At 70.9% G+C, this 25360-nt stretch carries 18 protein-coding genes; 8 read left to right on the top strand and 10 right to left on the bottom strand.

All coding sequences use genetic code 11. The features are described 5' to 3' along the window. Window positions 1–12 precede the first annotated feature (12 nt). Window positions 13–3156, bottom strand: coding sequence for a sensor histidine kinase (locus ACWEF6_RS26475; protein ID WP_449685402.1), 3144 nt, complete (start codon window positions 3154–3156; stop codon window positions 13–15). A 724-nt stretch (window positions 3157–3880) separates the two neighbouring features. Here ACWEF6_RS26475 and ACWEF6_RS26470 point away from each other — a divergent pair. Genes ACWEF6_RS26470 through ACWEF6_RS26455 form a run of 4 tightly spaced genes read left to right on the top strand, consistent with a single transcriptional unit; the run spans window position 3881 to window position 7380 of the window. Then, window positions 3881–4885, top strand: coding sequence for an ABC transporter substrate-binding protein (locus ACWEF6_RS26470; protein WP_449685401.1), 1005 nt, complete (start codon window positions 3881–3883; stop codon window positions 4883–4885). 10 nt (window positions 4886–4895) lie between these two features. Continuing rightward, window positions 4896–5666, top strand: coding sequence for an ABC transporter permease (locus tag ACWEF6_RS26465; RefSeq protein WP_449685400.1), 771 nt, complete (start codon window positions 4896–4898; stop codon window positions 5664–5666). Then, the gene (locus ACWEF6_RS26460; RefSeq protein ID WP_310968738.1) at window positions 5663–6496 is read left to right on the top strand and encodes an ABC transporter permease; all 834 of its coding nucleotides are present in this window, start codon (window positions 5663–5665) and stop codon (window positions 6494–6496) included. The genes ACWEF6_RS26465 and ACWEF6_RS26460 overlap by 4 nt, the downstream gene beginning before the upstream one ends. Window positions 6497–6516: 20 nt before the next feature. Then, a complete protein-coding gene (locus ACWEF6_RS26455; RefSeq protein ID WP_449685399.1) occupies window positions 6517–7380 on the top strand; it encodes an ABC transporter ATP-binding protein in 864 nt (287 codons plus the stop codon). Between the two features lie 65 nt (window positions 7381–7445). On the opposite strand, the gene mdlC is transcribed toward ACWEF6_RS26455, so the two are convergent. The 6 genes from mdlC to ACWEF6_RS26425 all read right to left on the bottom strand — a co-directional run bounded on the left by mdlC (window position 7446) and on the right by ACWEF6_RS26425 (window position 16270). After that, window positions 7446–9032: a benzoylformate decarboxylase gene (mdlC, locus tag ACWEF6_RS26450; protein WP_449685398.1), complete on the bottom strand. Its 1587-nt coding sequence runs from the start codon at window positions 9030–9032 to the stop codon at window positions 7446–7448. 90 nt (window positions 9033–9122) lie between these two features. Continuing rightward, window positions 9123–10772, bottom strand: coding sequence for a S53 family peptidase (locus ACWEF6_RS26445; protein WP_449685397.1), 1650 nt, complete (start codon window positions 10770–10772; stop codon window positions 9123–9125). A 166-nt stretch (window positions 10773–10938) separates the two neighbouring features. Further along, entirely contained in the window at window positions 10939–11901 is a 963-nt protein-coding gene (locus ACWEF6_RS26440) for a hypothetical protein (protein ID WP_449685396.1), read from the bottom strand. 44 nt (window positions 11902–11945) lie between these two features. Then, window positions 11946–12305 (bottom strand): hypothetical protein, encoded by a 360-nt coding sequence (locus tag ACWEF6_RS26435; RefSeq protein WP_449685395.1) that lies wholly within the window; start codon window positions 12303–12305, stop codon window positions 11946–11948. A 271-nt stretch (window positions 12306–12576) separates the two neighbouring features. After that, the gene (locus ACWEF6_RS26430; RefSeq protein ID WP_449685394.1) at window positions 12577–13254 is read right to left on the bottom strand and encodes a copper homeostasis protein CutC; all 678 of its coding nucleotides are present in this window, start codon (window positions 13252–13254) and stop codon (window positions 12577–12579) included. Window positions 13255–13267: 13 nt separating this feature from the next. Further along, on the bottom strand, window positions 13268–16270 hold the full coding sequence (locus ACWEF6_RS26425; RefSeq protein WP_449685393.1) for a sensor histidine kinase: 3003 nt from the start codon (window positions 16268–16270) through the stop codon (window positions 13268–13270). A 186-nt stretch (window positions 16271–16456) separates the two neighbouring features. On the opposite strand from ACWEF6_RS26425, the gene ACWEF6_RS26420 reads away from it, so the two are divergent. Beyond that, complete coding sequence (locus tag ACWEF6_RS26420) at window positions 16457–17422, top strand: ABC transporter substrate-binding protein (protein ID WP_449685392.1); 966 nt, start codon at window positions 16457–16459, stop codon at window positions 17420–17422. 3 nt (window positions 17423–17425) lie between these two features. Here ACWEF6_RS26420 and ACWEF6_RS26415 read toward each other — a convergent pair whose 3' ends face one another. After that, a complete protein-coding gene (locus ACWEF6_RS26415; RefSeq protein ID WP_449685391.1) occupies window positions 17426–18043 on the bottom strand; it encodes an LppU/SCO3897 family protein in 618 nt (205 codons plus the stop codon). Between the two features lie 89 nt (window positions 18044–18132). On the opposite strand from ACWEF6_RS26415, the gene ACWEF6_RS26410 reads away from it, so the two are divergent. Beyond that, window positions 18133–19779 (top strand): DNA repair helicase XPB, encoded by a 1647-nt coding sequence (locus ACWEF6_RS26410; RefSeq protein WP_310968748.1) that lies wholly within the window; start codon window positions 18133–18135, stop codon window positions 19777–19779. Window positions 19780–19833: 54 nt separating this feature from the next. Here the strand turns inward: ACWEF6_RS26410 and ACWEF6_RS26405 are convergent, their stop codons facing one another. Beyond that, the gene (locus ACWEF6_RS26405; protein ID WP_449685390.1) at window positions 19834–20019 is read right to left on the bottom strand and encodes a hypothetical protein; all 186 of its coding nucleotides are present in this window, start codon (window positions 20017–20019) and stop codon (window positions 19834–19836) included. Window positions 20020–20223: 204 nt separating this feature from the next. Here ACWEF6_RS26405 and ACWEF6_RS26400 point away from each other — a divergent pair, with 204 nt between their 5' ends. Further along, window positions 20224–20985, top strand: a complete 762-nt coding sequence (locus tag ACWEF6_RS26400) for a DUF4253 domain-containing protein (RefSeq protein ID WP_310968750.1) — start codon at window positions 20224–20226, stop codon at window positions 20983–20985. A gap of 597 nt (window positions 20986–21582) precedes the next feature. Beyond that, complete coding sequence (locus tag ACWEF6_RS26395) at window positions 21583–22428, top strand: DUF72 domain-containing protein (RefSeq protein WP_449685389.1); 846 nt, start codon at window positions 21583–21585, stop codon at window positions 22426–22428. A 99-nt stretch (window positions 22429–22527) separates the two neighbouring features. On the opposite strand, the gene ACWEF6_RS26390 is transcribed toward ACWEF6_RS26395, so the two are convergent. Continuing rightward, on the bottom strand, window positions 22528–25314 hold the full coding sequence (locus ACWEF6_RS26390; RefSeq protein ID WP_449685388.1) for a BTAD domain-containing putative transcriptional regulator: 2787 nt from the start codon (window positions 25312–25314) through the stop codon (window positions 22528–22530). Window positions 25315–25360 lie beyond the last annotated feature (46 nt).

The following is a 25360-nucleotide window of genomic DNA, read 5'->3' as shown; positions in this document are numbered from 1 at the left end:
CCCGTGTCACTTTCACTCCTCACTGCTGTCTGTGGTGTTGCCACGCCCCGGAACCCTGCTGTCCTGCAGCTGCTCTTCGGCCGGGAGTTCCTTCAAGGCGTGCCGTCCCGAGGTGTAGCCCCGTTGGAAGCTTGCCATCCGGCTCCGCGCCGCGGACGCCGAGCGGGTGATCGCACCCGTTCCGGGCATGCCCGCCGTGTTGTCCGCGAAGCTGTTCTGGGGCGGCGCGTCGACCGAAGGGCTGCTGATCGACCCCGGCACCAGGTAGGCGTTCGGGACGCGCTTGGGCAGCCCGGCCGGGGTGATCTCCTCGTTCTTGGACTCCAGCAGCGACTGCGCCGCCTGCCAGCCGTCGTCGGAGGCACTGTGCCAGCCGTCGTCGGCGGGGAGGAGCGGGTGCCGGGTCGCCGCGGTCGGCTGGAGCTCGTCGCGGGACGGCTCGGCCGGCACGGGTGCCGCGGGCGGCTCGCCGCCACCGGTGAGCGGCGGCAGGTTGGGGTCTTCGCCCTCGCTGCTCTGCGGCGGCACCGGGTCGGCGGCCGAGTCGTCACCCTCACTGAACCAGCGTGACAGCACCGACTGGTAGATCGGCAACCGCCGGGTGGGTACATCGTCCTCGAGCGCCGACGATCCGACCTCGGCCGCGGGCGGCGGTGCCGGTGGCGGCTCCTCCGGCGGCACGTACTTCGGCTCGCGCTTGGGCAGCACCAGCGGCGCGAACTGGGTGTCGGCGGCCCGCGAGCTGGCCCCGTCGCCGTTCGACGACGGTGTCAGCGGCGCCAGGTCCTCGGCGGTCGGCCAGGCCGGCGTCTCGGGCTTGGGCAGTTCCGGCGAGAGGAACGGACCCGCCGCGCGGCCGCCGCTGACCAGGTCGTCCAGGCTGATCGGCTGGTCGAGCGGCACCAGGCCGCCCTGGTTCGCCACGGGCTCGTGCACCGGCGGCGGCGGTGGGGGCGGCGGTGCCGAAGGTGCCGGCGGCGTCTGCGCGAACGACTGCGTTTGGTCGAAGTCCGAGCGCGCGGCCGGGATCGGGATGCTCGGCATCGACATCGACGTCTCGGAGCGGTTCGCCGGCGGCGGCGTCTGCCGCTGCATGCCCGGGCGGAGCTGGGTGAGCAGCTCGGCCGGGACGACGACCCGGGCGATCACGCCGCCTTCGATGTCCTCGTTCTCGCGCAGCCGGACCTCGATGCCGTGGCGCTTGGCCAGCCGCGAAACCACGTACAGACCCATGCGCCGGGTCACCGACACGTCCAGGTCCGGCGGGTCGGCCAGGCGCGCGTTGACCTCGGCCAGCCGCTCCTCGCTCATGCCGACACCGTGGTCGGTGACCTGGATGGCGAGCGCCTTGCGGCGGGTCACCACGGCCCGCACGATGACCTTCGTCTCCGGCTCGGAGAAGTAGGTCGCGTTGTCGAGCAGCTCCGCGAGGACGTGCACGAGGTCGTGGATCGCCAGGCCCTGGACCGCGACGTCGGGCACGATGCCGACCTCGATCCGGGCGTACTGCTCGATCTCGGACACCGCGGCGCCGATGACGTCGGCGGCGGGCACCGGCTTGGGCACCGACTTCGCCAGGCCGGCGCCGGAGAGCACCAGCAGGGACTCACCGTTGCGCCGCAGCCGCGTCGCGAGGTGGTCGAGCTCGAACAGGCTGGCCAAGTGGTCCGGGTCCTGCTCGTCGGCTTCCAGCCGGTCGATGACGCCGAGCTGGCGTTCCACCAGCCGTTGCGACCGGCGGGACAGGTTCACGAAGATGCCGTTGACGTTCTCGCGCAGGAGGGCCTGCTCGGCGGCCATCTTGACGGCTTGTTCGTGGACGATGTCGAACGACCGCGCGACCTCGCCGATCTCGTCGCGGGAGGTGACGGGCACCGGCTGGACGGCCTTCTTGGAGGCGCCGACCGGGTCCGGGTCGTCCAGGATCGCCTGCACGGTTTCCGGCAGCCGGGTGTAGGCGACGTCCAGCGCGCTCTTCCGCAGCACCCGCAGCGGGCGCAGCATCAGGCGGGCGACGATGAGCATCAGCACGACCGCGAGCGCCAGCGCGGCGAGCACCACGGCACCGCCGATCCACGCCGAGTTGACCGCCTGCGTGGCGAGGTCGTCGGCGCGGGTCTTCAGCTGGGCCAGCAGGTTCGACTCGACCGCGTGCAGCTTGTCGGCCGACACGGTGCTGTCCTTGCCGAGCGCGGTGGTGTCGATGTTCGGCGGGTCACCCAGCTGGGCGAAGGAGAACGCCGAGGTCTGGATCCGCCGCCGGTCGTCGACCTCCGGGCCGGAGTAGGTGTCGTTGTAGAGCTGGCGCTGGTCGTCGTCGGCGTTCGCGAGGAAGGCCGCGACCGAGGCGTCGGCACTGGACGCCGACGCGCGCGTCTGGTCCAGCAGGTCGCCGGGGAAGTTGCCGCGGAACGCCGCGATCTGCAGTTCGGCGTCGGAGCGGGTGGTGAACTCCTTGGCCTCGCTGATCGCCTGCGTGCTCGTGCCGAGGCGCAGCACGTCCCGGTCGGTGACCGCGGTGGTGACCTCGCGGCCGAGCTCGATGAGCGAGTCGATGATGCCCGAGTAGGCGGTCAGCACCGTGATGTCGGGCAGGCTGTTCTGGGTGTTGAACGCCGCCCGCAGCGGGCGCAGGGCGTCCAGGCGCTGGAGGCCGCGGGAGTAGCGGTCCCCGGTCGCCTGGTCGTCGAACTCGAGGGAGTTCTTCGCGGCGCGCAGGTCCTGGACCTCGCGGTCGACCTTGGCGATCTGCGCGTCGAGCCCGGTCTGCAGCAGCTGGTTCTGCGAGGAGATCCGGGCGACCGCCAGCGACCGCTCGTTCTGCAGCTCGTGCACCACTGTGGTGACCTTGACGGCGAACGCGACCTGGTCGGCGGTGCGCTGGAACTCGGCCGCCTCGCGGGCGTCGTCGATCACGCGTACCGCGCCCAGTGCGAGCGCCGTCAGTGTCGGGATGATCAGGACCGCGGCCAGCTTGGACCGCAGCCGCCAGTCGCGCATGCCGGAGAACAGCCCGGCCTTCCGGCCCGGATCCGCTCCGGGCGACTGCGCGGGGGCCCCTCCCACCCCCGCGGCGTCTTCGTTCGGCACCGCCGCTCCACCATCATCGTTCGTGCTCGGGAAACCCTGGTCGGTCCAGCGCCCGCCAGGGCGCATCGCGTTCTCCTCAGCCACTCGTCTGCACGCTCCCGGCCTTCCGGCGCTCCGGCCCATCGGAAGGAGCCCAGCGCCAGACGCTACCCGTACGGGTGAAAAGATCGTCTTCAGTGTCGCCACTGGGGGTTCCTGAACCCCGTCCGTGCGGACGGAATCGGTTCAGCTCGAGCATCACGGTCGGGTCCCTGCGCTGATCCTGCATCGGTCTGTTGGTCGGCCTAACCCACCGGCGCGGCGGTTGTGCCCGGCCAGGCAGTGGTCTTCGCGGGGAAGATTCTCTCAGGAAAAGCACAGTGTGTGCTGGTACACCGAAGTGGCACTTCTTGATCGGCCATCCAGGCACTCTCTCTCACTACATCGGAGGTTGATACCTCCCCGCAGGTGCAGAGGGTAGCGAACGGCAGGGGAAGATGTAACCCTCCCGACAGGACCCGCTCAATCTTGCACAGCGTTCGCTCAGTCGACACACAGCAGTCGTCGCCGATTCAAGAACCTCACCCTACGCTGGGTGAACGGCTACGGCGAGTGGAGCAGTGGGTCTAGACCAGAGGCCGAAAGAGTGATGTGCGCCACTCGGTTAGGTAGTGATTCCACCCATTGTGAGCAAGCTGTCACGTTCTCTACAGTGGCCCGGGTGGTTCCGAGAATGAGTCACGCACTTCCATCGGAATCGGTTCCTCAACCGTCACTTTTCTTCAAGGAGCAGGCCTTGCTTGGAAACGCCATGAGCAGTGGCCGGGTTCGCACTCGCCGCGCCGCGCTCGGGCTCGCCCTCACCGTCGCAGCAGCCACAGCCCTCACGGGCTGCAGTGCGCTCGGCGCGGACGGCTCGAACGCCTCGTCGAACGGGGGCAGCCTGGAGAAGTCGAAGATCAAGGTCTCGATCATGCCGACCACGGACCTCGGCCCCTTCTGGCTGGCACTCGACGGCGGCTACTTCAAGGCCGAGGGCCTCGAGGTCGAGCAGGTCGTCGCCAAGAGCGGCCAGGAGTCGATGCAGAAAGCGATCTCCGGCGAGGTCGACATCGCCCTCTCGACGTACACGCCGTTCTTCGTCGCCAAGAGCAAGGGCGAGGACGTCCAGCTGGTCGCCGACGGCACGTCGGTGAACGCGAAGAGCAACGCCATCGTCACGGTGCCGAACTCGCCGGTCAAGACGGTCAACGACCTGAAGGACAGGCGGATCGCGATCACGGCCAAGAACACCGCGTCCGACATCCTCACCAAGTCCGTCATGAAGGACCACGGCGTCGACTTCAACGGGGTCAACTGGGTGCTGGTCCCGCTGCCGAACATGGCGGCGGCGCTGAAGGACAACCAGGTCGACGCGGCCTACATGCCGGAACCGATGCTCACGCAGGCGGCGAAGACCGTCGGCGCGACGCCGGTCATCGACATCAACACCGGCGCCAGCCAGGACTTCCCGCTGACCGGCTACGGCTCGACGACGAAGTGGGTGCAGGGCAACCCGAAGACCCTCGCGGCCTTCCAGCGGGCGATGAAGAAGGCCACCAGCGACGCGATCAACGACCGCTCGAAGGTCGAGCCGCTGCTGGTCAAGTACGCGAAGATCGACGAGGACACGGCCAAGCTGCTCACCCTGCCCGGCTACGGCTCCGTCCTGGACGCCCGGCGCCTGCAGCGGGTGCCCGACCTGCTCCTGCAGATGGGCGTCATCACCAGCAAGGTCGACGCCGCGCCGATGATCGCCCCGCAGGCGACCAGCTGACGCGTTCGTCGTGAAAAAACTGCTTCGCGGCCTGGTCGGCCTGGCCGGCTTCCTCCTGCTCTGGGAGGTCGTCGTCCAGGTCGGCCTGGTCGACAAGACGTTCACCCCGCCGCCCAGCGTCGTGCTGGGCACCGTCGGGAACCTGCTGGGCGACCCCGAGTTCATCCGGGACATCGTCGCCACGATGCTGGCCTGGGTGATCGCCATCGTCGTGGCGATCGCGATCGGCGTACCCGCCGGGCTCCTGCTGGGCAGCATCCCGGCGTTGCGCACGGCCACCGCCGCGATCGTGGAGTTCCTGCGGCCGATCCCGGTCACCGCGCTGGTTCCGCTGGTGCTGCTGGTGATCGGCTCCGGCCCCGACGCGAAGATCACCCTCGCCGCCTACGCCTCGCTGTGGCCGATCATGTTCAACACGATCTACGGCATGGGCGAGATCGACCCGGTGCTGATGGAGACCGCCCGGGCGTGCGGGACCAGCCGGTTCCGCATCCTGTCGTCGGTCGCGCTGCCGCAGACCGCGCCGTTCGTCTTCACCGGCGTCCGGCTGTCGGCGACCATCGCGCTGATCGCCGTGGTCAGCGTCGAGTTCCTGGCCGGTTCCCAGCTCGGGCTCGGCAGCTTCATCATCGTCGCCAGCACCGGTTCGGTCCGGTTCGACCTGGTCCTGGCGGGCACGGTGGTCGCCGGGACACTGGGTTACCTCATCAACGAGGGGCTCGAACAGCTCGGCAAGCGGCTGTTCCGGTGGAGCACGGTGGACCGGGAGGCGATCGCGTGACGGCGGCGACCCTGTCGGGCCGGGTGGGCCGGCGCGCGGCGCGCGGCGCCACCGCGGTCCTGCGCAACTGGCTGCTGTTCGCGATCCTGGTGGTCGTGTGGGAGTTCGCCGCCCGGGCCGGCGGCAGCAAGTACTTCCCGCCGCCGACGGAGATCGCGGCCACGGCGGCGAAGCTGTGGTTCACCGGGCCCGCGTCCCACCTGTTCCTCACCGACGCGGTGTTCGACAACGTGTTCCCCAGCCTCGGCCGCACGCTCGGCGGCTGGGGAGCGGCCGCGGTCGTCGGCATCGTCCTCGGCGTGCTGCTCGGCCGGTCGGCGACGGCGATGGACTACGTCGGCCCGCTGTTCGCGTTCTTCCGCTCGATCCCGCCGCCGACGCTGATCCCGGTGTTCGCGGTGCTGTTCGGGCTGAGCTCGGGCATGCAGATCGGGTCGATCGTCTTCGGCGTGGTGTGGCCGGTGCTGCTCAACGCGGTCGACGGGGCCCGCTCGGTCGACCAGGTGAAGGAGGAGACCGCGCGGTCGTTCCGCACGCCCAAGGCGTACTGGCTCGGCATGGTCGTGCTGCCGGCGGCGGCGCCGAAGATCTTCGCCGGGCTGCGGGTCAGCCTGTCGATCTCGCTGCTGCTGATGGTGGTCTCCGAGCTCGTCGGGGCGTACAACGGCATCGGGCGGTCGCTGCTGAACGCCCAGCAGGACTTCGAATTCCCGACCATGTGGTCGTGGCTGGTGCTGCTGGGCATCCTCGGCTACGTCTTCAACACGATCTTCCTGGCCGCGGAGCGGCGGGTGCTGGCCTGGCAGCCGGCCCGCCTCGGCCGCGACTGATGCTTCGAAAGGCCTCTCCCATGTCCACCATGCTCGAAGTGGCCGGCCTCAGCCACACCTACGGCGCCGGCGCGAAGGCGCACACCGCGGTGAACAACCTTTCGTTCACCGTCGAAGCCGGGCAGCTGGCCAGCATCGTCGGCCCGTCGGGCTGCGGGAAGTCGACGCTGCTGCGCTGCATCGCCGGGCTGACCCGGCCGACCGCCGGCACGGTCAGCCTGCACGGCGACCGCGTCTCCGGCGTGCCGGACGACCTGGCCGTCGTGTTCCAGGACTACAGCCGCTCGCTGTTCCCCTGGCTTTCGGTGCAGAAGAACGTCGAGTTCCCGTTGCGGTGGCGGCCGATCTCGAAGGCCGAACGACGTGCGCGGGCGGCCGAGGCGCTCGAACAGGTCGGCCTGTCCGGCGTCGGCGGCAAGTACCCGTGGCAGCTGTCCGGCGGCATGCAGCAGCGGGTGTCGATCGCCCGCGCGCTGGCCAGCCGCCCGGCCCTGCTGCTGATGGACGAGCCGTTCGCCTCGGTCGACGCCCAGACCCGCTTCGAGCTCGAGGACCTGACCCGGCGCGTCCAGCGCGAGCAGGGCAGTACGGTCCTCGTCGTCACGCACGACATCGACGAGAGCGTGTACCTGTCCGACCGCGTCCTGGTGCTGTCGAAGTCACCGGCGTCGATCGTGGCGGACCTGCCGGTGGGCCTGCCCGCCGCGCGGGACCAGATCACCACGCGCGAGTCGGCGGAGTTCGTGACCCTGCGCGGCGAAGTGGCCCGGCTGCTGCACGGCGGTTCGCCGGAAGAGGCCGCCACGGCCGCGTCCGACGCCGCCGAGTGGGAACTGGCCGAGCGGGCTTCGGACGACGTCCGGGAGAGCAAGACCCGCAGCTAGTGCCCTGCCGCGGCCCGTCGTGAGTGGTAAAGCGGGTTAGAACCCGCTTTACCACTCACGAGGCGTCAGTACAGCGACTTCGACGACGCCGCCACCCGGACGTGGACCAGCGTCGGGCGCGGGTCGGCCAGTGCCGCCGTGAGGCCCGGGGCCAGCTCCGCCGGCTCGGTGATCGTCACGCCGTGGCAGCCCATGCTCTCCGCCAAGGCCGCGAAGCCGATGCCGCCCAGTTCGGTGCCCGGCAGCTTCGCGCCGCCGATGGCGTCACCCAGGATGCGGACCGCCGCGTACTCGGAGTTGTCCAGGATCACGAACGTCACCGGCAGTTCCTCGCGGGCCGCCGTCCAGAGGGCCTGGATGCCGTACATGCTCGAGCCGTCGCCGATCACGCCGACGACTTTGCGGTCCGGGCGGGCGAGCGCCGCCCCGACCACGCCGGGGACGCCGTAGCCGAGCGTGCCGCTGGCCATCGTCAGGAAGCCGGTGTCGGTGGCCGTGATCGGCAGGTGGTCGTGCAGGATCCCGCGGTGGCTCGGTGCCTCCTCGACGACCAGGGCGTTGTCCGGCAACAGCTCCGCGAGCGTCGAGTAGACGAGTTCGCCGGTCAGCGCGTCGCCGCTCGGCTTGGCCGGGCGCTGCCGCGGGGCCGGCGCCGGCCGCGTGCTGCGCTCGACGACGTTGAGCAGCGCGCGGATGCCCAGCTTCGGCGTGGCGCGGATGCCGGTGCCTTCGAAGGCACGCGCGAGGACCTGCTCGTCGTCGCTGACGATGAACAGCGGCGGCAGCGGAGCTTCCCCGCGCCCGCGGTCGACGTGGTAGGTGAAGGCGGGCGCCCCGAGCACGACGACGAGGTCGTATGGCGCGAGCGTGTCGGCGACGGCCCCGCGTTCGGGATCGAGGAACCCTTGGAACAGCGGGTGGTCTTCGGGGAACGAGCAGCGGTAGGACATCGGGGCGACCCACACGGCGGCGTTGAGCCGCTCGGCGAGCGCGACGGCTTCGACGACGGCACCGTCCTGGTCGACGGCTCCCCCGACCACGATGGCCGGCCGTTCGGCGGCTTCCAGCGCGGTGTTGAGCTCGTCGACGGCTTCGGGATCGGGGGCGTAGCCGCGGATCCGCGGCCGCGAGACGATGGGCCGTTCGGTCGTGACGGACCAGTCGTCGGCCGGGACGGACACGAACACCGGACCGGACGGCGCCTGCGTGGCCACGTGGTAGGCCCGCGCGAGCGCGGCCGGGACGTCTTCGGCGGAGGCGGGCTCGATCGACCACTTCACGTACGGCTTCGGGAATTCGGGCGCTTCCAGGGCCCCGAGGAAGGGCTCGTGCGGGATGAGCGACCGGATCTGCTGCCCGGCGACGACGATCATCGGCGTCCGGTTGCGGTAGGCGTTGAAGAGGCTGCCGAGGCCGTGCCCGACCCCGCCCGCGGAGTGCAGGTTGACCAGCACCGCCTGGCGGGTGGCCTGCGCGTAGGCGTCGGCCATCGCCACGACGGCGGATTCCTGCAGGCCCAGGACGTAGTCGAAGTCGTCGGGCCAGTCGGTGAGGAAGGGCACCTCGGTGGTGCCGGGGTTGCCGAACACCGTGGTGAGGCCCAGTTCGCGGAGGAGTTCACGGGTGGCGTCCAGCACCGTGCGCTTGATCATGCCGCCCAGGTTAACGCTTAGTCTTGCGAAGCAAAGTCCCCCAAGCGGCGCAGTGCCGGGTAAGCCGGCCCTGCGCCGCTGGTCACGTACTCAGCCGAGCAGGCCGGACAGCCCGGTGCCCTTGAAGGAACCCCAGCCGGTCACCTGGTCGTACCCGGTCCCGGCGGTGAAGCCGGTCGTGCCGTGCATGCTGTTGTTGCCCGAGGTCACGTCGTGGAACCCGGTGCCGTACGAGGAACCGTTGCCGATCGAGTAGAACTTCGGGTTCAGGTTGCCCAGACCACCGCCGTGCACCTGGTTCTGCAGCGTCGCGAAGGCCGCCCACAGCGGGGCCGCGCCCGACGTGCCGCCGACCGTTCCCCAGCTGCCCGCGCTGTAGATGTAGTACCCCGAGGTCGGGGAGGCGTCCGCGGACACGTCCGGCACCTTGCGGTAGGTCGTGCTCTGCGAGGACTGCCACGACGGCGCCGTGAAGACCGTCGAGATGCCGCCGCCGGTCGAGCCGCCGCTGTTGCCGTCGTTCCAGGTCACTTCGCTGCTGTAGCCGTTGGCCGATGTCACGCTCAGCTTCGTCCCGCCGACGCCGGTCACATTCGGGCTGGACGCCGGGAAGTCGACGCCCTTGGCCGCCGAGCCCGTCTGGCGGTAGCAGTCGGTCGTGCCGTCGTCGCCGGCCGCGGCGAAGTACGAAATGCCTTCCGCGGTGCCGGTCGCGATCGCGCTGCTGACGCTCTTCGCCGCGCTCGAACCTTCGGCGGCTTCGCAGGCGCCCCAGGAGATCGAGACGACGTTCACCTTCGCGTCCGAGGCGATCTTCTGGTACATCGCCAGTTCGCCGGCGCTCGAGTTCGGTGCCTCGTAGACGTAGTCGTTGGCCGCCGCGGCCAAGGCGTGCACGACCTCGATGTCGAGCTCGACCTCGATCTGGCCGTCGCCCGGCGACGAGTCGTAGTTCGCGCCGCTGACGCCGACCGTCGTCACCGTGCCCGCGGACAGGCCGTACGTGCTGTCGTACTTGGTGATGTTGGACTTCTGGTAGCCGTCGAACTCGACGAAGCCGACGTTCACGCCGCGGCCGGTCGCGGACAGGCCGCCGGTGCCGTACGCGGTCTTGAGCACCGGCGGGGTGACGGATTTGACGACGTTGGGCTGCGCCAGCGGCTTCGCCGAGTGCGTGCGCACCGCGTGGTCGTCGAGGCCGACGACCCCGCCCACGACGTCCGAGACGCTCGCCGGCACGGCCGGGACGGCGTCGTTGGCGAAGAAGTCCCGCCCGGACGCCTGGTCGTGGTAGGTCCCGATCCGGGTGCGGAAGGCCGACTCGAGCTGCGCCGCCGAGCCGGTGAACGTGACGGCCTGCCGGTTGCCGGAAACCTCGATCCCGCTCAGCCCGGCTTTCCCGAGAAATGAGACGGCCTTGTCGACGTCGGCCTGGGTCGGGCCGAACCTGGCATTGAACTGTGCCGGAGTCAGGAACCGGTGGTATTGCGGCGAAGCGGGATTCTGTACGTCGGCGAGGAACTTTTCGAGCGCCTGCTGGTTGTGCAGTTTCAGCGAGAGCGCGGCGGTGATCGGGCGGTCGGCCGCGACGTCACCGGTGCGGGCGCTGTTGATCAGCGGCGCGGCGTTGTCGGCCAGCGTGACCAGGGGTTCCGACGCCGCGGCGGCCGGGACGGCCACGGCGAGGCCGAGCAACGCCGGCAGCGGCACAGCGGCCGCGACGAGCTTGCGCAAGCGCATGGGGAATTTCCTCTCGGCGGTGGGGACCGGGCCTGCGCGGAATGCTCGCCGCAGGTTGCCGAGAAGCATAAGAAACCGCGATCACGCCGAGGAACCTACTTTTGGCCGGTCTTCGACGGATCCCATTTTCATTTTCCAATACGTTTACCTTTGGCTGATCATTCGATTAGCGTCCGGAATGTCCGAGACTGTCGACGCGGTCGACGATCTCCCGGGCGTCGGCGTGACCGGAGAACCGGCGGGCGGCCGCCGAAAGCGAGTGCAGCCGCTGCCGCACCCGCGGCGACCGCAGCGCGCCGGCCAGCTCGACGGCCTCCTCCCCGACCGTGATGGCGATGTCGAGATCGCCGTCCAGCGCGTGCACGGTGGCCAGCCAGATCAGCGTCAGCGAGCGGCTGCGCGTCATGCCCCGCTCGTACCCCCCGATCGCCTCGGTGAGCGCGGGGATGCCGTCACGGCCGTGGCGGACGTCGACCATCTGCGCCAGTTCGCCGTGCACCGTCCCGACCATCGCGGCCATGTCGGTGGGGCCGAAGAACGCCGCCCACGGCGACGGTTCGCGGCCCTCCGCCTCCGCGAACTCCTGGCGGGCGCGGCGCAGGTAGGTCAGCGCGCCGGTGACGTCGGCCTTCCGGGCGTGCGCCCACGCCTGGTTGGCCGACAGGATCGCCTGCGCGAGCTTGGAGTGGGCCGAGACGGCCGCCTCGCGGCCCCGCGCGAACTCGATCAGCGCCGCGTCGACCGCGTCGTAGTGCAGGTGCAGCCGCCCGACGCGGTACCGGATGTTGGCCTGCAGATCGTCGTTCCCGGCCTCGACGGCCAGCTCCAGCGCCCGCGCGAACGCCTCCAGCGCGGCGGCCGGGCGGTCCTGGTCGAAGTTGGTCCAGCCGGCCAGGTTGTAGAGGTCGGCGACGGCGGTGTAGAGCCTCGCCTGGACCACGGTCTTCGCCTCGCCGTCCAGCAGGGCCGCGGCCGCGGGCAACCGCGACTCCACGGCCACCCGGCACGAACCGCCGCCGTACCGGTAGTCCAGCGCCCTCAGCTCGGCGACGCTGTCTTCGAGCTGCCGCACGTCGGCGAGACCCACGCGCGTACCGCTCCGTTCGTCCCGCCCGTCACTGCCGGTCATGGCAGCCCTCCGTCCGTAGAGAGCTGCCGATCGGGCAGCCCTGCTCATTCCCCTCCCGGCCAGGCCGGAGCCCGCTCCTTCGAGGGACTGGCACCGGGCAGCACCCCGGTGGCGGTCAGCACCACACCCGTGGCGGTTTCCGCGATCTTGACGACGGCCAGCAGCCCGGTCAGGGCCAGGGAGCCGCCGAGCCCCAGTTTCGCGAAATCGTCTTCGGAGGTTCCGGTTCCGCGTTGGCGCGGTATCGCGCTGGTCACGATTCGGCCTTCCGGCTCGCCGCGGCCGCGCCCGGGCGGGTTCCGCGGGGAATCAGCCGCCCCCAGGTGACGGAAATCCACCTGATCGTCGGCATCCTGGTTTCCTGTTGTCCTCGCAACGAGTTCTCGAACTGAATACGCGCGCACACGGCGCCGCCTCCCGCACTGCAGATCGATTCCTTGAAGATCGGCCGGATCGCGAAATGCGGGACAACCGTAGCCAGCCGATCACCGCAAAATCAGCCACCAACCAGGTCAAAGCTGGAAATGCTCGTGCAGCGGCACGCGCAACGCCCAGCGCGACACTGCACGCGGCGGATGCAATTTCGCGTGCCGGTTCACGATTGCCACGGGCACGCGAGAACAACGGAAGAAATCGTTCTACTCCGCCGATCCTGCGCGAGAACGGCGTAATCGATCAGGATTTGACGAGCTCGACCCAGGTTCGCACGGTCGCGGCGTCCACCGGCGCCTGCCAGCCGTCCGGCCGCACCGCGCTGCCGACGTGGAATCCGCGGACACCGCCCGCGCGCAGGAGGTGCACCTGCTGGGCACGCAGACCGCCGCCCACCAGCAGCTCCGGGCCGCCGTCGCGCTGCGCGAGCCGCTGCAGCACCGAAAGGCCGCTGCCCACGCCGTTCGGGTGACCGGCGGCGAGCACGGTGTCACACCCGAGCGAGGCCAGCTGGTCGTAGGCGCGCACCGGGTCGCGCGTGCGGTCGATGGCGCGGTGGAACGTCCAGGGCAGGCCGTCGACCTCCTTGATCAGCGCCTCGCAGGCGTCGAGGTCGATCTCGCTGTCGACGTTGAGGAAGCCGAAGACGAATTCCCGCGCACCCGCGTCGATCAGCCGGGCGGTGTCCGCGCGCAGCCCTTCCAGGTCGCCGACGGCGAAGGAACCGTTGTCCCGCAGCATGACCCGCACCGGGAGGTCGGTCGCCGAGAGCACGTCCCGCAGGGTTCCGACCGACGGCGTCAGGCCGTCCTGTGCCATGTCCGCAACCAGTTCGAGGCGGTCGGCCCCGCCCGCCTGCGCGCTTTCGGCGTCCGCCGCGTCCAGCGCGATCACTTCCAGCAGGGGCGTCTTCGAGCTCATGCCTCAATCCGTTTCACTGGTTCCGGGTGTCGTCCCCCCTCGCATGCCGCCCTCGCCGGAAGCCGCCTTGAAGGCTCGTCATCCGCTCGCGCACCGCTTCCGGGGAAAGAGAGAGTATCGGCCGCTGTTCCGGCACCGCTCCCGGGCTGGCCGCGGAATCCAGCGGCTGCAGGAACGGCCAGGTGTCCTCGGCACCGTCCTCCTGCTCCAGTTCGGCGGGGGTCGGCCACTCGTACGCGGGCTCGACCGCGGCGGGCGGCGCGACCGGCGTCAGCCGCGGTTCGGTGTCCTCGTCGTCCGGCCTCGGCTCGCCGATTTCCCGCAGAAGCGGGGAGTCGACGGGCTCGGGGGCGAAGCTTCCGCCGGAAATCGGCGCCTCGGCCGGGGTTTCCCGGGAGAGCGGCGCTTCCCGCGAAGGCAGGGGCGGCGTCTCGCGGGAAGGCAACGGCGGAGCTGGAGCTTCCCGGGCAGGCAGCAACGGCGGGGGCGCCGCTTCCCGCGCCGAAGGCAGGGGCGGAGTCTCCCTGGCAGGCAGCAACGGCGGGGGCGCGGCTTCCCGGGACGGCAGCAGTGGCGGGGGCGCGGCTTCCCGCGAAGGCAGCGGCGGAGCTGGAGCTTCCCGGGACGGCAGCGGAGGTGGCGGCGCGGCGAGCGCGTGCCGCGGCTGGGGCTCGGCCGGACGGGGCTGCGGTTCGGGCGCCTCGGCGACCGGGCGCGGCTCGGCCGGCTTCCGCGGCTGTTCGGGCGCGGCGGAGGCGTCGAACCAGCGGGACAGGACGTCGCGGTAGGCGGGCATCCGCTCGGTCGGGGCGTCGAAGTCCAGGTGGGCCTCGTCGTCCACGGTCGGCCACTCCGGCGGGTGGTCGCGAGCCACCACTGGGGCCCGGCGCGGCGGGCCGGCCTCGATCGACGGCGGCGACAGCTCTTCCGGCTCCGGCTCGGGTTCCGGCTCCGGCGGCGTCAGCGGGGCGAGCGGTGCCAGCAGCTCGGGTTCCGGGACGGCGGCCGGCTCGGCGGGCGGCGGTGGCGCCGGCATCGGCGGCAGCTCGACGATCAGCGCCGCCGGCACCAGCACGGTCGCGACCAGCCCGGAGTCCGCGCCCGCGCTCAGGCTGACGTCGATGTGGTGGCGCGTGGCCAGCGTCGCGACGACGAACAGGCCCATCCGGCGCGACACCTCGACGTCGACGTCCGGCGGGTGCGCGAGCCGCGCGTTGGTGCGGTCGATCTCCGCCTGCGGCATGCCGGCCCCGTGGTCGACGATCTCGATCTGCCAGTCGCCGTCGTGGGTTTCGGCGCTCGCCACGGTGACCATCTCGTCGCCGGAGTAGCGCGTCGCGTTCTCCAGCAGCTCCGAAACGACGTGCACGAGGTCGTTGACGGCCTCGCCGCGGACCGCGACCTGCGGCGCCGGCCCGAGCTCGATCCGCTGGTAGTGCTCGACCTCCGAGAGCGCGGCGCCGATGATCTCGTCGGCCGGCACCGGCCCGGCGTCCTCGCGCGCGGAGTCGTTGCCGGACAGGACCAGCAGGTTCTCGCTGTTGCGCCGCATCCGCGTCGCCAGGTGGTCGAGCTCGAACAGCCCGGCGAGGGTGTCCGGGTCCTGCTCGTCGGCCTCCATCCGGTCGAGCACCGAAAGCTGCCGTTCGACGAGGTCCTGGCTGCGCTGCGAGAGGTTGACGAACATCGCGTTGACGTTCTCGCGCAGCATCGCCTGTTCGCCGGCGAGCCGGACGGCCTCGCCGTGCACCGCGTCGAACGCGCGCGCCACCTGGCCGAGCTCCTCGCGGGTGAACACCGGCACGGGCGCGACGGCGAGCCGTTTCCGCAGGTTCTCCGGGGCGGGTTCGGGATCGGTGAGCAGGTTCTGCACGGCCGCGGGCAGCCGGTGCTCGGCCACTTCCAGGGCCGTCCGGCGGAGGATCCGCAAGGGGCGCAACAGGGACCGCGCGATGACCACCGACAGCACGCCGGCGACGAGCAGGACGCCGAGGACGACACCGCCGTCCCACAGCGCGGCCGTCCGCGCTTGCGCCGCAAGGGCGTCCGTGCGTTCCTGCAACTGGACCAGCAGGGCCTGCTGCACCTGGTGGGCGAGATTCACCGTGTGCGTCGCCGAGGTGTCCCACTGGTTCGGGTCGAGACCCGAGAGGTTCTGGCCGTTTTCGGTGCGGGTGAGCGCGGATTCGACCATGTCGTTGCCGATGTCGACGACCAGGCCGATCACCGTGTCGTCGAACATCCGCTGCTGGTCGGGGGTGGCGAAGGTGCGGTAGTCGCTGCGCGCGGCGGCCAGTTCGGCTTCCGCGCCGAGCAGCGCGCGCGTGCGGTCGCGGTTGAGGGTGCCCGACGCGAGCGCCTCCGCCATCACCGCCCGCTTGACCGACATCTGGTCCTTGATCCGGGCGAGGGCGTTGCCCGCCAGCCGCATCCGCGCGAGTTCCGGGTCGGCGACGTCGGCCGCGGCGGAGTCGCTGATGTCGAGCAGGCCGGAGATCAGCTCGCTGTAGGAGCGCAGCACGGCGTCGGCGGGGAAGGCCGAGTGTTCCGCGGAAAACCGCAGGCCACCGAGCACGCGCAGGCGGTCGTCGGTCTGCTGCAGGCTTTCCGCGGCCTTCGCGTCGAGCCGCGGCTTGCTTTCCGCGAGCGTCCGTTCGAACGTGCCGATGCCCTTGTCGACCCGGCCGCGCTGGGCGGTGAGGTCGGCGGTGTCGCCCTGCCGGTTCTGGGCGACGAACCGCACGGTGAGGTCGCGCTCGCGCTGCAGCTCGTGCAAGGCTTCGGCGACCGTGCTGTCGACCCGGCCGCGCGTGGCGAACTCGGCGAGCTGCCGGGCGTCGCGCAGGTCGGAGCTGATCCGCAGGCCGACGAGCGCGATCACGGCGAGCGCCGGGATGAGGAGGACGGCGAAGAGCTTCGTGCCGAGACGCCAGTTCCGCAGCCGCCAGCGGCCACCCGCCGGACGCGGATCCGCCGCGTCGCCGCCCTTGCGGGGACGCTTGTCGCGACGGGTCACCTGGTTTCCTTTTCCGCCGCGGGCGGGAACCCGCGGATCGAACGACACTCGAACCTACTGAACGGTAGCCCGCCCTATGAAGATCCGAAAGCCGCGCTGGCACGATACGGCCCTGCCCGCGATCGTATGGGGCGCGGACCATACGATCCAGCACGAGAACCAGATTCTCGCGGTAGGTGAAGGTTCATGAACAGACGCGGACGGCTGATTCCGCTGGTAGCGGCGCTCCTGGCGACCGCGGGGTGCAGCGTGTTCTCTTCCGGCCCGCCCGCGCCTCCGCCGCCGCTGGAGCGGACCACGCTGCGCGTCGGTGTGGGCAACGCCATCGACACGGCCCCGCTGCGGATCGCCGTCTCGGCCGGGAAGTTCGGGTCCGCCGGCCTGAACGTGCAGCTCGTCGAACTCGGCGCGGACGACGGGCTCGCGAAGCTGGCCGCCGGCGACCTCGACGTCACCTTCGCCTCCGACATCGCGATGTTCCGCGCCGCGGCCGGCGGGACGGCGTTGCAGCTGCAGGGCGAGGCCTACACGTCCGGCCCCAACACGATGGCCCTGGTCACCCTGCCGGATTCGGACTACACGGTGCCGACGGCGAAGAGGTCGCCGAAGATCGCGGTGAACATGCTCGACGACGTCGGCGCGCTCGTCGCCCGCTCGGTGCTGGGCACCGCGGGCGTCGACGAAGCGAAGATCAAGTTCCAGGCGGTGCCGTTCGACCGGATGCCGCAGGCCCTGCAGGCGGGCGACGCGGACGCCGCGCTGATGATCGAGCCGTACATCACCCGCGCCGAGAAGGACCTCGGCGCGCACATCCTGGCCGACGGCGCCCGCGGGTCGACGCTGGACTTCCCGCTGTCGGGCTACGCGGCGGCCAAGCCGTTCGCGCAGGCCAACCCCCGGACGCTCCAGGCGTTCCGCACCGCGCTGGGCACGGCCCAGGAGAGCGCGACCGACCCGGCGATCGTGCGCGACGCGCTGCCGAAGTTCTCCGACATCGACACGACGACGGCCGCCCTGATCTCGCTCGGCTCGTACCCGGCGTCGCTCAACGGCATCCGGCTGCAGCGCGTCGCCGACCTGATGCACAACTCGGGCCTGCTGGCGAACCGCCTCGACGTCCAGGGCCTGCTCCCCGACCGGACCGGCTACTGACGGTCAGATGTTCTCGCCGGTCTTGATCAGGCACACCGTGCGGGCCGGCGGGCCGGAGTAGCTGAACACCAGGTCGGCGCCTTCGCACTTGTCGTCGCGGCCGTAGCCGGAGAGGATCTCGACCCGCTCCTGCGCTGCCGGGTCGGTGCAGAGGACCTTGCCGATCGTGCTCTCGTCGTCGACGTCACGCAGGCAGTCGCCGGCCTTGACGTTCAGGGCCAGGCACAGCGTGCGGCCGGAGGCCGAGCCGGAACCGAGCCGGAACCGCACGTAGTCGCCGGAGCCGCACGCGATGCCGCTGCGGTAGGTGTTCTCGACCTTGTACGTCGCATTGTTCGCGCTGCAGCCGACGCGGTGGTAGGCGAGCTTGCCCGCCCCTTCGCGCGTCAGGTACAGGCAGTCGCCGTCGGACGGCGGCCCGCTGCGGTCGGCCCAGTAGATGGCCATCGCGCCGAGCGCGCCCAGGCCCAGCGCGACGACGACGCACGCGACCAGCGTGATCCGCACCTTCGTGGTGAACCAGTGCGGAATCGCCTGCTGCCCCGGAACCGGCGGCATCGGCGCGGACTGCGCGTAGCCCGGCGACCGGAACGGGTTGTCGTCGAACGGCGGTGTGGTCAACGTGCCCTCCAGTGATCCCCTCGGCACCTCGTCCCACCGGCGGACCCGCGAGCGGAGCGGGCCGGAGCGAGGCACGTATAACAGTAGTTGTGACTGATGGCCCGTTGATCGTCCAGTCCGACAAGACCGTGCTCCTGGAGGTCGACCACCCCCAGGCCGATGACGCGCGGGTCGCGATCGCGCCGTTCGCCGAGCTCGAACGCGCACCCGAGCACGTCCACACCTACCGGATCACGCCTCTGGCCTTGTGGAACGCGCGCGCCGCCGGCCACGACGCCGAGCAGGTCGTCGACGCGCTGACGACGTACTCGCGCTTCCCGGTGCCGCAGCCGCTGCTGATCGACGTCGTCGACGTCATGGGCCGGTTCGGGCGGCTGCAGATCGCCAACCACCCGGCGCACGGGCTGGTGATGTCGACCACCGACCGCGCGGTGCTGGCCGAGGTCGTCCGGAACAAGAAGATCAGCCCGATGCTGGGCGCCCGGATCGACGAGGACACCGTCATCGTGCACCCGTCCGAGCGCGGGCGGCTGAAGCAGGCGCTGCTGAAGGTCGGCTGGCCGGCCGAGGACCTGGCCGGGTACGTCGACGGCGAAGCCCACCCGATCGCGCTGGACGAGCAGGACTGGCACCTGCGCGACTACCAGCGGATGGCCGCCGAGGCGTTCTGGGCGGGCGGCTCCGGCGTCGTCGTGCTGCCGTGCGGCGCCGGCAAGACGCTGGTCGGCGCGGCGGCGATGGCCCGCGCCCAGGCGACGACCCTGATCCTGGTGACGAACACGGTCGCCGGCCGGCAGTGGAAGCGCGAGCTGATCGCGCGGACGTCGCTGACCGAGGAGGAGATCGGCGAGTACTCCGGCGAGAAGAAGGAGATCCGGCCGGTCACGATCGCGACGTACCAGGTGATCACCCGCAAGACCAAGGGCGAGTACAAGCACCTGGAGCTGTTCGACTCCCGCGACTGGGGCCTGGTCGTCTACGACGAGGTCCACCTGCTCCCGGCCCCGGTGTTCCGGATGACGGCGGACCTGCAGTCCCGCCGCCGCCTGGGCCTGACGGCCACCCTGGTCCGCGAGGACGGCCGCGAGGGCGACGTGTTCTCCCTGATCGGGCCCAAGCGCTACGACGTCCCGTGGCGCGACATCGAGGCCCAGGGCTGGATCGCCCCGGCGGAGTGCACGGAGGTCCGCGTCACGCTGACGGACGCGGAGCGCCTCGAGTACGCCACGGCCGAGGCCGACGAGCGCTACAAGCTGGCGGCGACGGCGTTGACGAAGACCCCGGTGATCAAGTCGATCGTGGCCAAGCACGCGGGCGAGCCGACCCTGGTGATCGGCGCGTACCTGGACCAGCTGGAGATGCTCGGCGACGAGCTCGACGCCCCGGTGATCCAGGGTGCGACCCGCAACAAGGAGCGCGAGGAGCTGTTCGACAAGTTCCGCCGCGGCGAGATCCGCACGCTGGTCGTGTCGAAGGTGGCGAACTTCTCGATCGACCTGCCGGAGGCATCGGTGGCGATCCAGATCTCGGGCACGTTCGGCTCCCGCCAGGAGGAGGCCCAGCGGCTGGGCCGCTTGCTCCGCCCGAAGGGCGACGGACGGCAGGCACACTTCTATTCGATCGTCTCCCGCGACACGGTGGACACGGAGTACGCGGCCCACCGCCAGCGGTTCCTGGCCGAGCAGGGCTACGCGTACCACATCGTGGACGCGGACGACCTGCTCAGGCCGCTGTGAGCCGGTAGGCGCCCAGGTCAGGAGCGCACCCTTACCCGGCGTCTCCCACCGCCATCAAAAAAACCTCAACCGCCTTGGCCAGCGGAAACGGTCAGTTCGAGCTATCCGCCGGTTCGGAAGCCGGAGCACCAGCCGGGGCTCCCGCGCCTCACGGCTGCCGTGCAGCCGGATGCGGACCTTGGCGAGCGCCTGCCCGGCGTAGTCGGACACCAGCGGGTCGTCGGGGCGCAGCAGGTCCACCGCCGCCTCGTGTCGGTTGCGCCACCCCTTCGGCGCAGTGGCGTGTCTCAGCAACATCTTGCGTCACACGTGCATCAACAAGCCCCTGACCTGCATGTTTGTTGATTCACTCGAACGGATGAGCGGCCGAAACGCTGGAAATTGTCGGACCCTCGAACTACTGTTCGAGATGCAGGAATCGAACACAAGTTCGAGGGGACGTCCATGACGATCGCACCGCTCCGCCCCGGTACGCCCGCGCCGCCGGTCCAGACCCTCCCACCGGGGTCGTGGCACGGCCGGCTGTGGGTGTCCGACCTGCCGCTGACGCGGCCCGAGCGCTACCTCGGCTGCGTGGCCGAGTTCGAGCGATCGGGCCTGTGGCCGGTGCTGATCCCCCACGACCAGCGCTTCGCGGCGAACGGCGAGGACTGGATCGACGACCGAGGCCGCCTGGCCCCGGCGGGCCACCGAGTGGCCACAGCGGACCCGGCGGCAGCACTGTCCCGCTGGTGGGACAGCTCCTGTTGCGACGGCGCGTGCCTCCGTCCGTTCGGAGCTCGCTTCCCAGGCTTGGCGAAGCGCAGCCCGCGCAGGTCCGACCCACTGGCCGAGGCGGGCAACACGGGTTCGATCCTGGCCACGCGCGCACCCCACAGGCTGGGCTTGGTCCAGACCGAGCGCCCGGCCGACATCCCGGCGCTGCTGGGCTGGACGGGCATGATCAAGTGCACGGACCAGGTGGCCGAGCTGTCGGCGGTGCTGAGGAGCTGGGAGGACCGCTTCGGGGCAACGCTGGTGGTCCTGGGGTTCGACGCAATGGAGCTTTCGGTGGCGGCCCCACCGAGAAACCAGGCCCGCGCACTGACGGTGGCGGCGGAGCACCGGGCATTCAGCTTGCCGACGTTCGCGGGGCAGCCGGGGAATCTCCGGGAGTACGCATCAGGCCTGGTCCAGTCACGGCACTGGAGGTTTTCCTGGGCTTGACGGGTTGGGTCGCGCGGCCAGGCCAGCCGGGGACCGGGGCTGGGGCCGCGGCTGGCCGGTCGCGGGCAAGGGTTGCGCCGTTCAACCGACCGGACGGCACCCCCGCCCGGCGGCGAGTGGCCGAGGGGCGCGTGGCCGGGGCTGTAGCCGGGCGCGGGCGAGGTTGCGCCCGCGCCGCCGCCGGGCGGCGCTCCCGCCCGGCGGCGAGCGGCCGCCAGGCCGCAAAGCCGCCCACCCAAAGAAGCCGGGAGGTCATCCCGTCGCCTGAGGCCGTCAAATCACTTTGAGCCAGGCCCGCAACCACCTCACCAAGCCTAGGCCGAAAACCCAAGCTTGCGGGCCTGGCTCAAAGTGATAGGCCTCGCCCAGGCGACGGGATGACCACCCGGCGACCCCAACACAAAGGCGAGCCAGGAAGCACCCCCGAGCTCATCCCAGAGCCTGCCCGTCCGGCGAGGACAACCCTCGCACACAGCCGGAACAAGACGAGCGTCCACAAACCTGGGTCACCTGTCCCAACCCCCAGCCCGCCCGTCCGATCAAGCCCGCGTTTGGCGCATCGAACGACCGGGAACCACCCGCCCAGACGGAAGGGCGGTGAGCACGATCGCCGAGATCCGGATCGGGACCTCCGGGTGGCGCTATCCCCCGTGGCGCGGGGTTTTCTACCCACCCGGGCTCGCGCAGCGGCGGGAACTCGAATACCTCTCGCGGCGGATGAACGCCGTCGAAATCAACGGCTCCTTCTACTCCCTGCAACGCCCCGAGCGCTATCGCGCCTGGTTCGACGAAACTCCCGACGACTTCCTCTTCGCCGTCAAGGGTGGGCGCTTCATCACCCACATGAAGCAACTCCGCGACGTCGAAACCGCGCTCGCGAACTTCTACGCCTCCGGCGTCCTCGCCCTCGGTGCGAAGCTCGGCCCCTTCCTCTGGCAGCTTCCGCCGCGGCTCTCCTTCGATCCCGATCGGCTCGAGAACTTCTTCGCCCTGCTTCCCCGCACCACCACCGATGCCGCCCAGCTCGCCACGAAGCACGACGACAAGCTCAAAGGCACGCCCTACCTCGAAGCCGGCGGCCGAAAATGCCTCAAGCACGCCCTCGAAGTCCGGCATCCCAGCTTCGCCGAGCCCGCCGCCAAAAAGCTGCTCGAACAACACGGCATCGCCCTCGTCGTCGCCGATACCGCCGGCAAGTGGCCGTTCCTCGAAGACCAGACCGCCGATTTCGCGTACGTCCGGCTGCACGGCGACGAAGAACTCTACGTCAGCGGCTACTCCGACCGGGCCCTGCGCAAATGGGCCGAAAAGATCCGGGCCTGGCACGACGGCGGACGTCGGGACGTGCACGTCTACTTCGACAACGACGTCGAAGTCGAGGCTCCCCGGAACGCCGAATGCCTCGCCGACCTGCTCGGGGTGGCACCGATCACGAGACAGTGAGTGGACAGTGAGCGCCGCCCCGTTGAATCAACCCCGCGGGCCGGACGGCTTGCGTGCTGCCACTGGGGGTCGGCACGTGCGCCGTCCGGACCCGAAGATTCAGGCGCCCACCACCACCAGCGCCGCCAGCTTGGCGCGGACGTCGTCCGCGTCCGGGTGACCCAGCTCCGTCAGCAGGCGCACCGAGCGGAGCCAGCACTCGCGGGCCAGCGCCGCGTCGCCGTGACGCAGGTGGATCGTGCCCAGCTGGGCCAGGACGTCCGCCGCCTCGTACTGCTCGTCCATCGCGAAGAACATCGCCACCGAGTCGCGGATGCACGCGATGCCTTCGTCGAACCGGCCGAGGCCGATCAGGGCCAGGCCGCGCGTGTGCTGGGTGAACCGCGTGTCCACCGGACGCCCGTCCGGGTCCAGGATCGCCAGCGCCGCGTCGGCCAAGCGCAGCGCCTGCTCGTGATCGCCCATCGACGTGCAGATGTCGCCCAGCGCCCGCAGCACGCTCGCCTCGAAGTGCCCGAGCCCCAGCTCGCGGACGATCTCCAGCGCCTGCACGCCGTGCTCGTACGCCCAGGCGCAGTCTTCGAGGTTGTGCGCCGCCATCGCCAGGTTGTACTGGGCCCGCGCCTCACCCTCGCGCGCTCCGAGCTCACGCTGGATCGCGAGCACCTGCTCCAGGTACCGCCGGGATTCCGCGTACTGCCGGGCGACGCCGTTGACGACGCCGAGCCCGCTCAGGATCCCGGCCTCGCCCGGCCGGTGGCCGCTCGCCCGCGCGGCTTCGAGCGCCACCGCGAACACCGACCGCCAGTCGTCGAGCCGCGAGCGCGTCACGAAGTAGCTCTGCAGCAGCCACGCCAGTTTCCAGCAGACGTCGTCGCGGCCCCGGCGCCGCGCCAGGTGCACCGCCGCGATGAGATTGCCGTTTTCCTCGCCGAACCAGTCCAGCGCCTCGCGGTACTCGGAGAACGGAAGGCCGCCTTCGAGGTCTGCGAGCTCCAGCAGCCGGTAGTAGCGCTCGGGCCGCATCCGTCGTGACGCGTTCAGCGCCGATGCCAGGTACCAGCCCAGCAACCGGTCCAGAGCAGCGTCGCGCTCCGAAGCCGAATCGACCTGCGAAGCCGCGTACGCCCGGATGAGGTCGTGGAACTGGTAGCGGCCCGGGCGTGGCTGGGCGAGCAGGTGCGCGGCGGCCAGGGTTTCGAGCATCGGGCGAGTCTCGGCGACGTCGAGCCCGGCGACCGCGGCCGCCGCCGGCGCGGTGAAGTCGACGCCGGTGTGCAGCCCGAGCAGCCGCAGCAGCCGCGCCGTCGACGGCGCCAATGCCTGGTAAGAGTACGAAAAAACCGACCGGATGTTGGTTCCTTCGCCGTCGGCGAGGTCGAACGAACCGAGCAGGTCGCTGTCGAGGGAATCGACGAATTCGTCGAGCGGCAGGTCGGGGAACTGCGCCGCGCGCACGGCGAGGATCCGGATCGCCAGCGGCAGCCCGCCGCAGTAGCGCACGAACCGTTCGGCCGCCGCCGGATCGCGGGCGACCCGGTCGTGGCCGATCGTCGCCGCCAGCAGCGCGACGGCGTCCTCGTCGCCGAGCTCCTCCAGCGCGATCCGGCGCGCGCCGTGCGTCGCGACCAGCGCGCGCAGCTGCCAGCGGCTGGTGATCACGACCAGGCAGCCCGGCCCGGGCAGCAGCGGGCTCACCTGCTCGGTGCGGTTGGCGTTGTCGAGCACGACCAGCAGCCGCCGTCCCGCGGTGTGCGTCCGCCAGCTCGCCGCGCGGCCGTCGAGGTCGCCGGGGATCTGGTCGCACGGGACGCCGAGCGCGGTGAGCACGGCCTCCAGCGCCGCCGACGGCTCGACCAGCTCGCCGGGGCCGTAGCCGCGCAGGTTGAGGTACACCTGCCCGCCGGGGAACCGGCCGGCGATCTCGTGCGCGAAGTGCACGGCCAGGGTCGTCTTGCCGATGCCGCCCATGCCTTCGACGGACGCGATCGGCGTCGACGCGCCGGCGTCGACCGCCTCCGGCAGCAGCGCGTGCAGTGCCTTGAGGTCGCCCTCGCGTCCGGAGAAGGTCCGCAGGTCGGCGGGCAGCTGGTGCGGCACCTGCGGTTCGACGCCGGGCCGGTAGCGCACCGGGTCGCCGCCGTCGGCGCCGGTCAGGATCGCCTGCCGGGTGCGCTGCAGCGACGGCCCGGGGTCGAGCCCGAGCTCGTCGGCCAGCACGCCGCTGATCCGGCGGTACACCTCCAGCGCCTCGGCCTGACGGCCCGACCGGTACAGCGCGATCATCAGCTGCTCGTGCAGCCGCTCCCGCAGCGGGTTCTCCCTGGTCAGCCGGGCGAGCTCGGGGACGACGGTGCCGTACTCGCCGACTTCGACCAGCGCGTCCGCCCACTGCTCGCGCACGCGCAGCCGTTCCTCGGCCAGCTGGCCGGCTTCGTCGCGGTGCAGTGCGTCGGACTCGACGTTCAGCAGCGCCGGGCCGCGCCACTGCGCGAGCGCTTCGGCGAACAGCGCGGCCGCCCGGCGGCTGTCGCCGCGGTCCATCGCCGCCTTGCCGCGGACGGCGAGCGCGCGGAACCGGGTCAGGTCGAGCAGGTCGTCGTCGAGCTCGATCAGGTAGCCGCCGCTCTCGGTGCGGATGGCGACCTGGTCGCCGAGCGCCCGGCGCAGGCGGAGCACGTACGTCTGGAGCGCGCCCTTGGAGCGGCGGCGGTCGTCGTTCCACAGCCAGCGGCCGAGCTCGTCGACCGGCACGACCCGGTTCGCGCGCAGCAGAAGGCCGGCCAGCACGATCAGCGGCCGGCTGCCCCCGAGCGGTACCGGGCGGCCGTCGGCCGTGACCTCGGCCGGACCCAGTACGCGGAAATCGAGGACCACGAAGTTCATTCTTGCCGGAAACGCGCAGTTCGGCACCTGTTTGCGAGACGCGGCA

The organism is Amycolatopsis sp. NPDC004772 (assembly GCF_053601215.1).
Note: the sequence above shows the minus strand (reverse complement) of the source record. Positions and strands in the feature narration are given on the sequence as shown.

Bases quoted from the DNA above. Each gene is read 5' to 3' on its own strand.
- ACWEF6_RS26475 (WP_449685402.1), bottom strand. From the start codon at position 3,156: ATGCGCCCTGGCGGGCGCTGGACCGACCAGGGTTTCCCGAGCACGAAC.
- ACWEF6_RS26470 (WP_449685401.1), top strand. From the start codon at position 3,881: ATGAGCAGTGGCCGGGTTCGCACTCGCCGCGCCGCGCTCGGGCTCGCC.
- ACWEF6_RS26455 (WP_449685399.1), top strand. From the start codon at position 6,517: ATGTCCACCATGCTCGAAGTGGCCGGCCTCAGCCACACCTACGGCGCC.
- mdlC (WP_449685398.1), bottom strand. From the start codon at position 9,032: ATGATCAAGCGCACGGTGCTGGACGCCACCCGTGAACTCCTCCGCGAA.
- ACWEF6_RS26445 (WP_449685397.1), bottom strand. From the start codon at position 10,772: ATGCGCTTGCGCAAGCTCGTCGCGGCCGCTGTGCCGCTGCCGGCGTTG.
- ACWEF6_RS26440 (WP_449685396.1), bottom strand. From the start codon at position 11,901: ATGACCGGCAGTGACGGGCGGGACGAACGGAGCGGTACGCGCGTGGGT.
- ACWEF6_RS26430 (WP_449685394.1), bottom strand. From the start codon at position 13,254: ATGAGCTCGAAGACGCCCCTGCTGGAAGTGATCGCGCTGGACGCGGCG.
- ACWEF6_RS26420 (WP_449685392.1), top strand. From the start codon at position 16,457: ATGAACAGACGCGGACGGCTGATTCCGCTGGTAGCGGCGCTCCTGGCG.
- ACWEF6_RS26400 (WP_310968750.1), top strand. From the start codon at position 20,224: ATGACGATCGCACCGCTCCGCCCCGGTACGCCCGCGCCGCCGGTCCAG.
- ACWEF6_RS26390 (WP_449685388.1), bottom strand. From the start codon at position 25,314: ATGAACTTCGTGGTCCTCGATTTCCGCGTACTGGGTCCGGCCGAGGTC.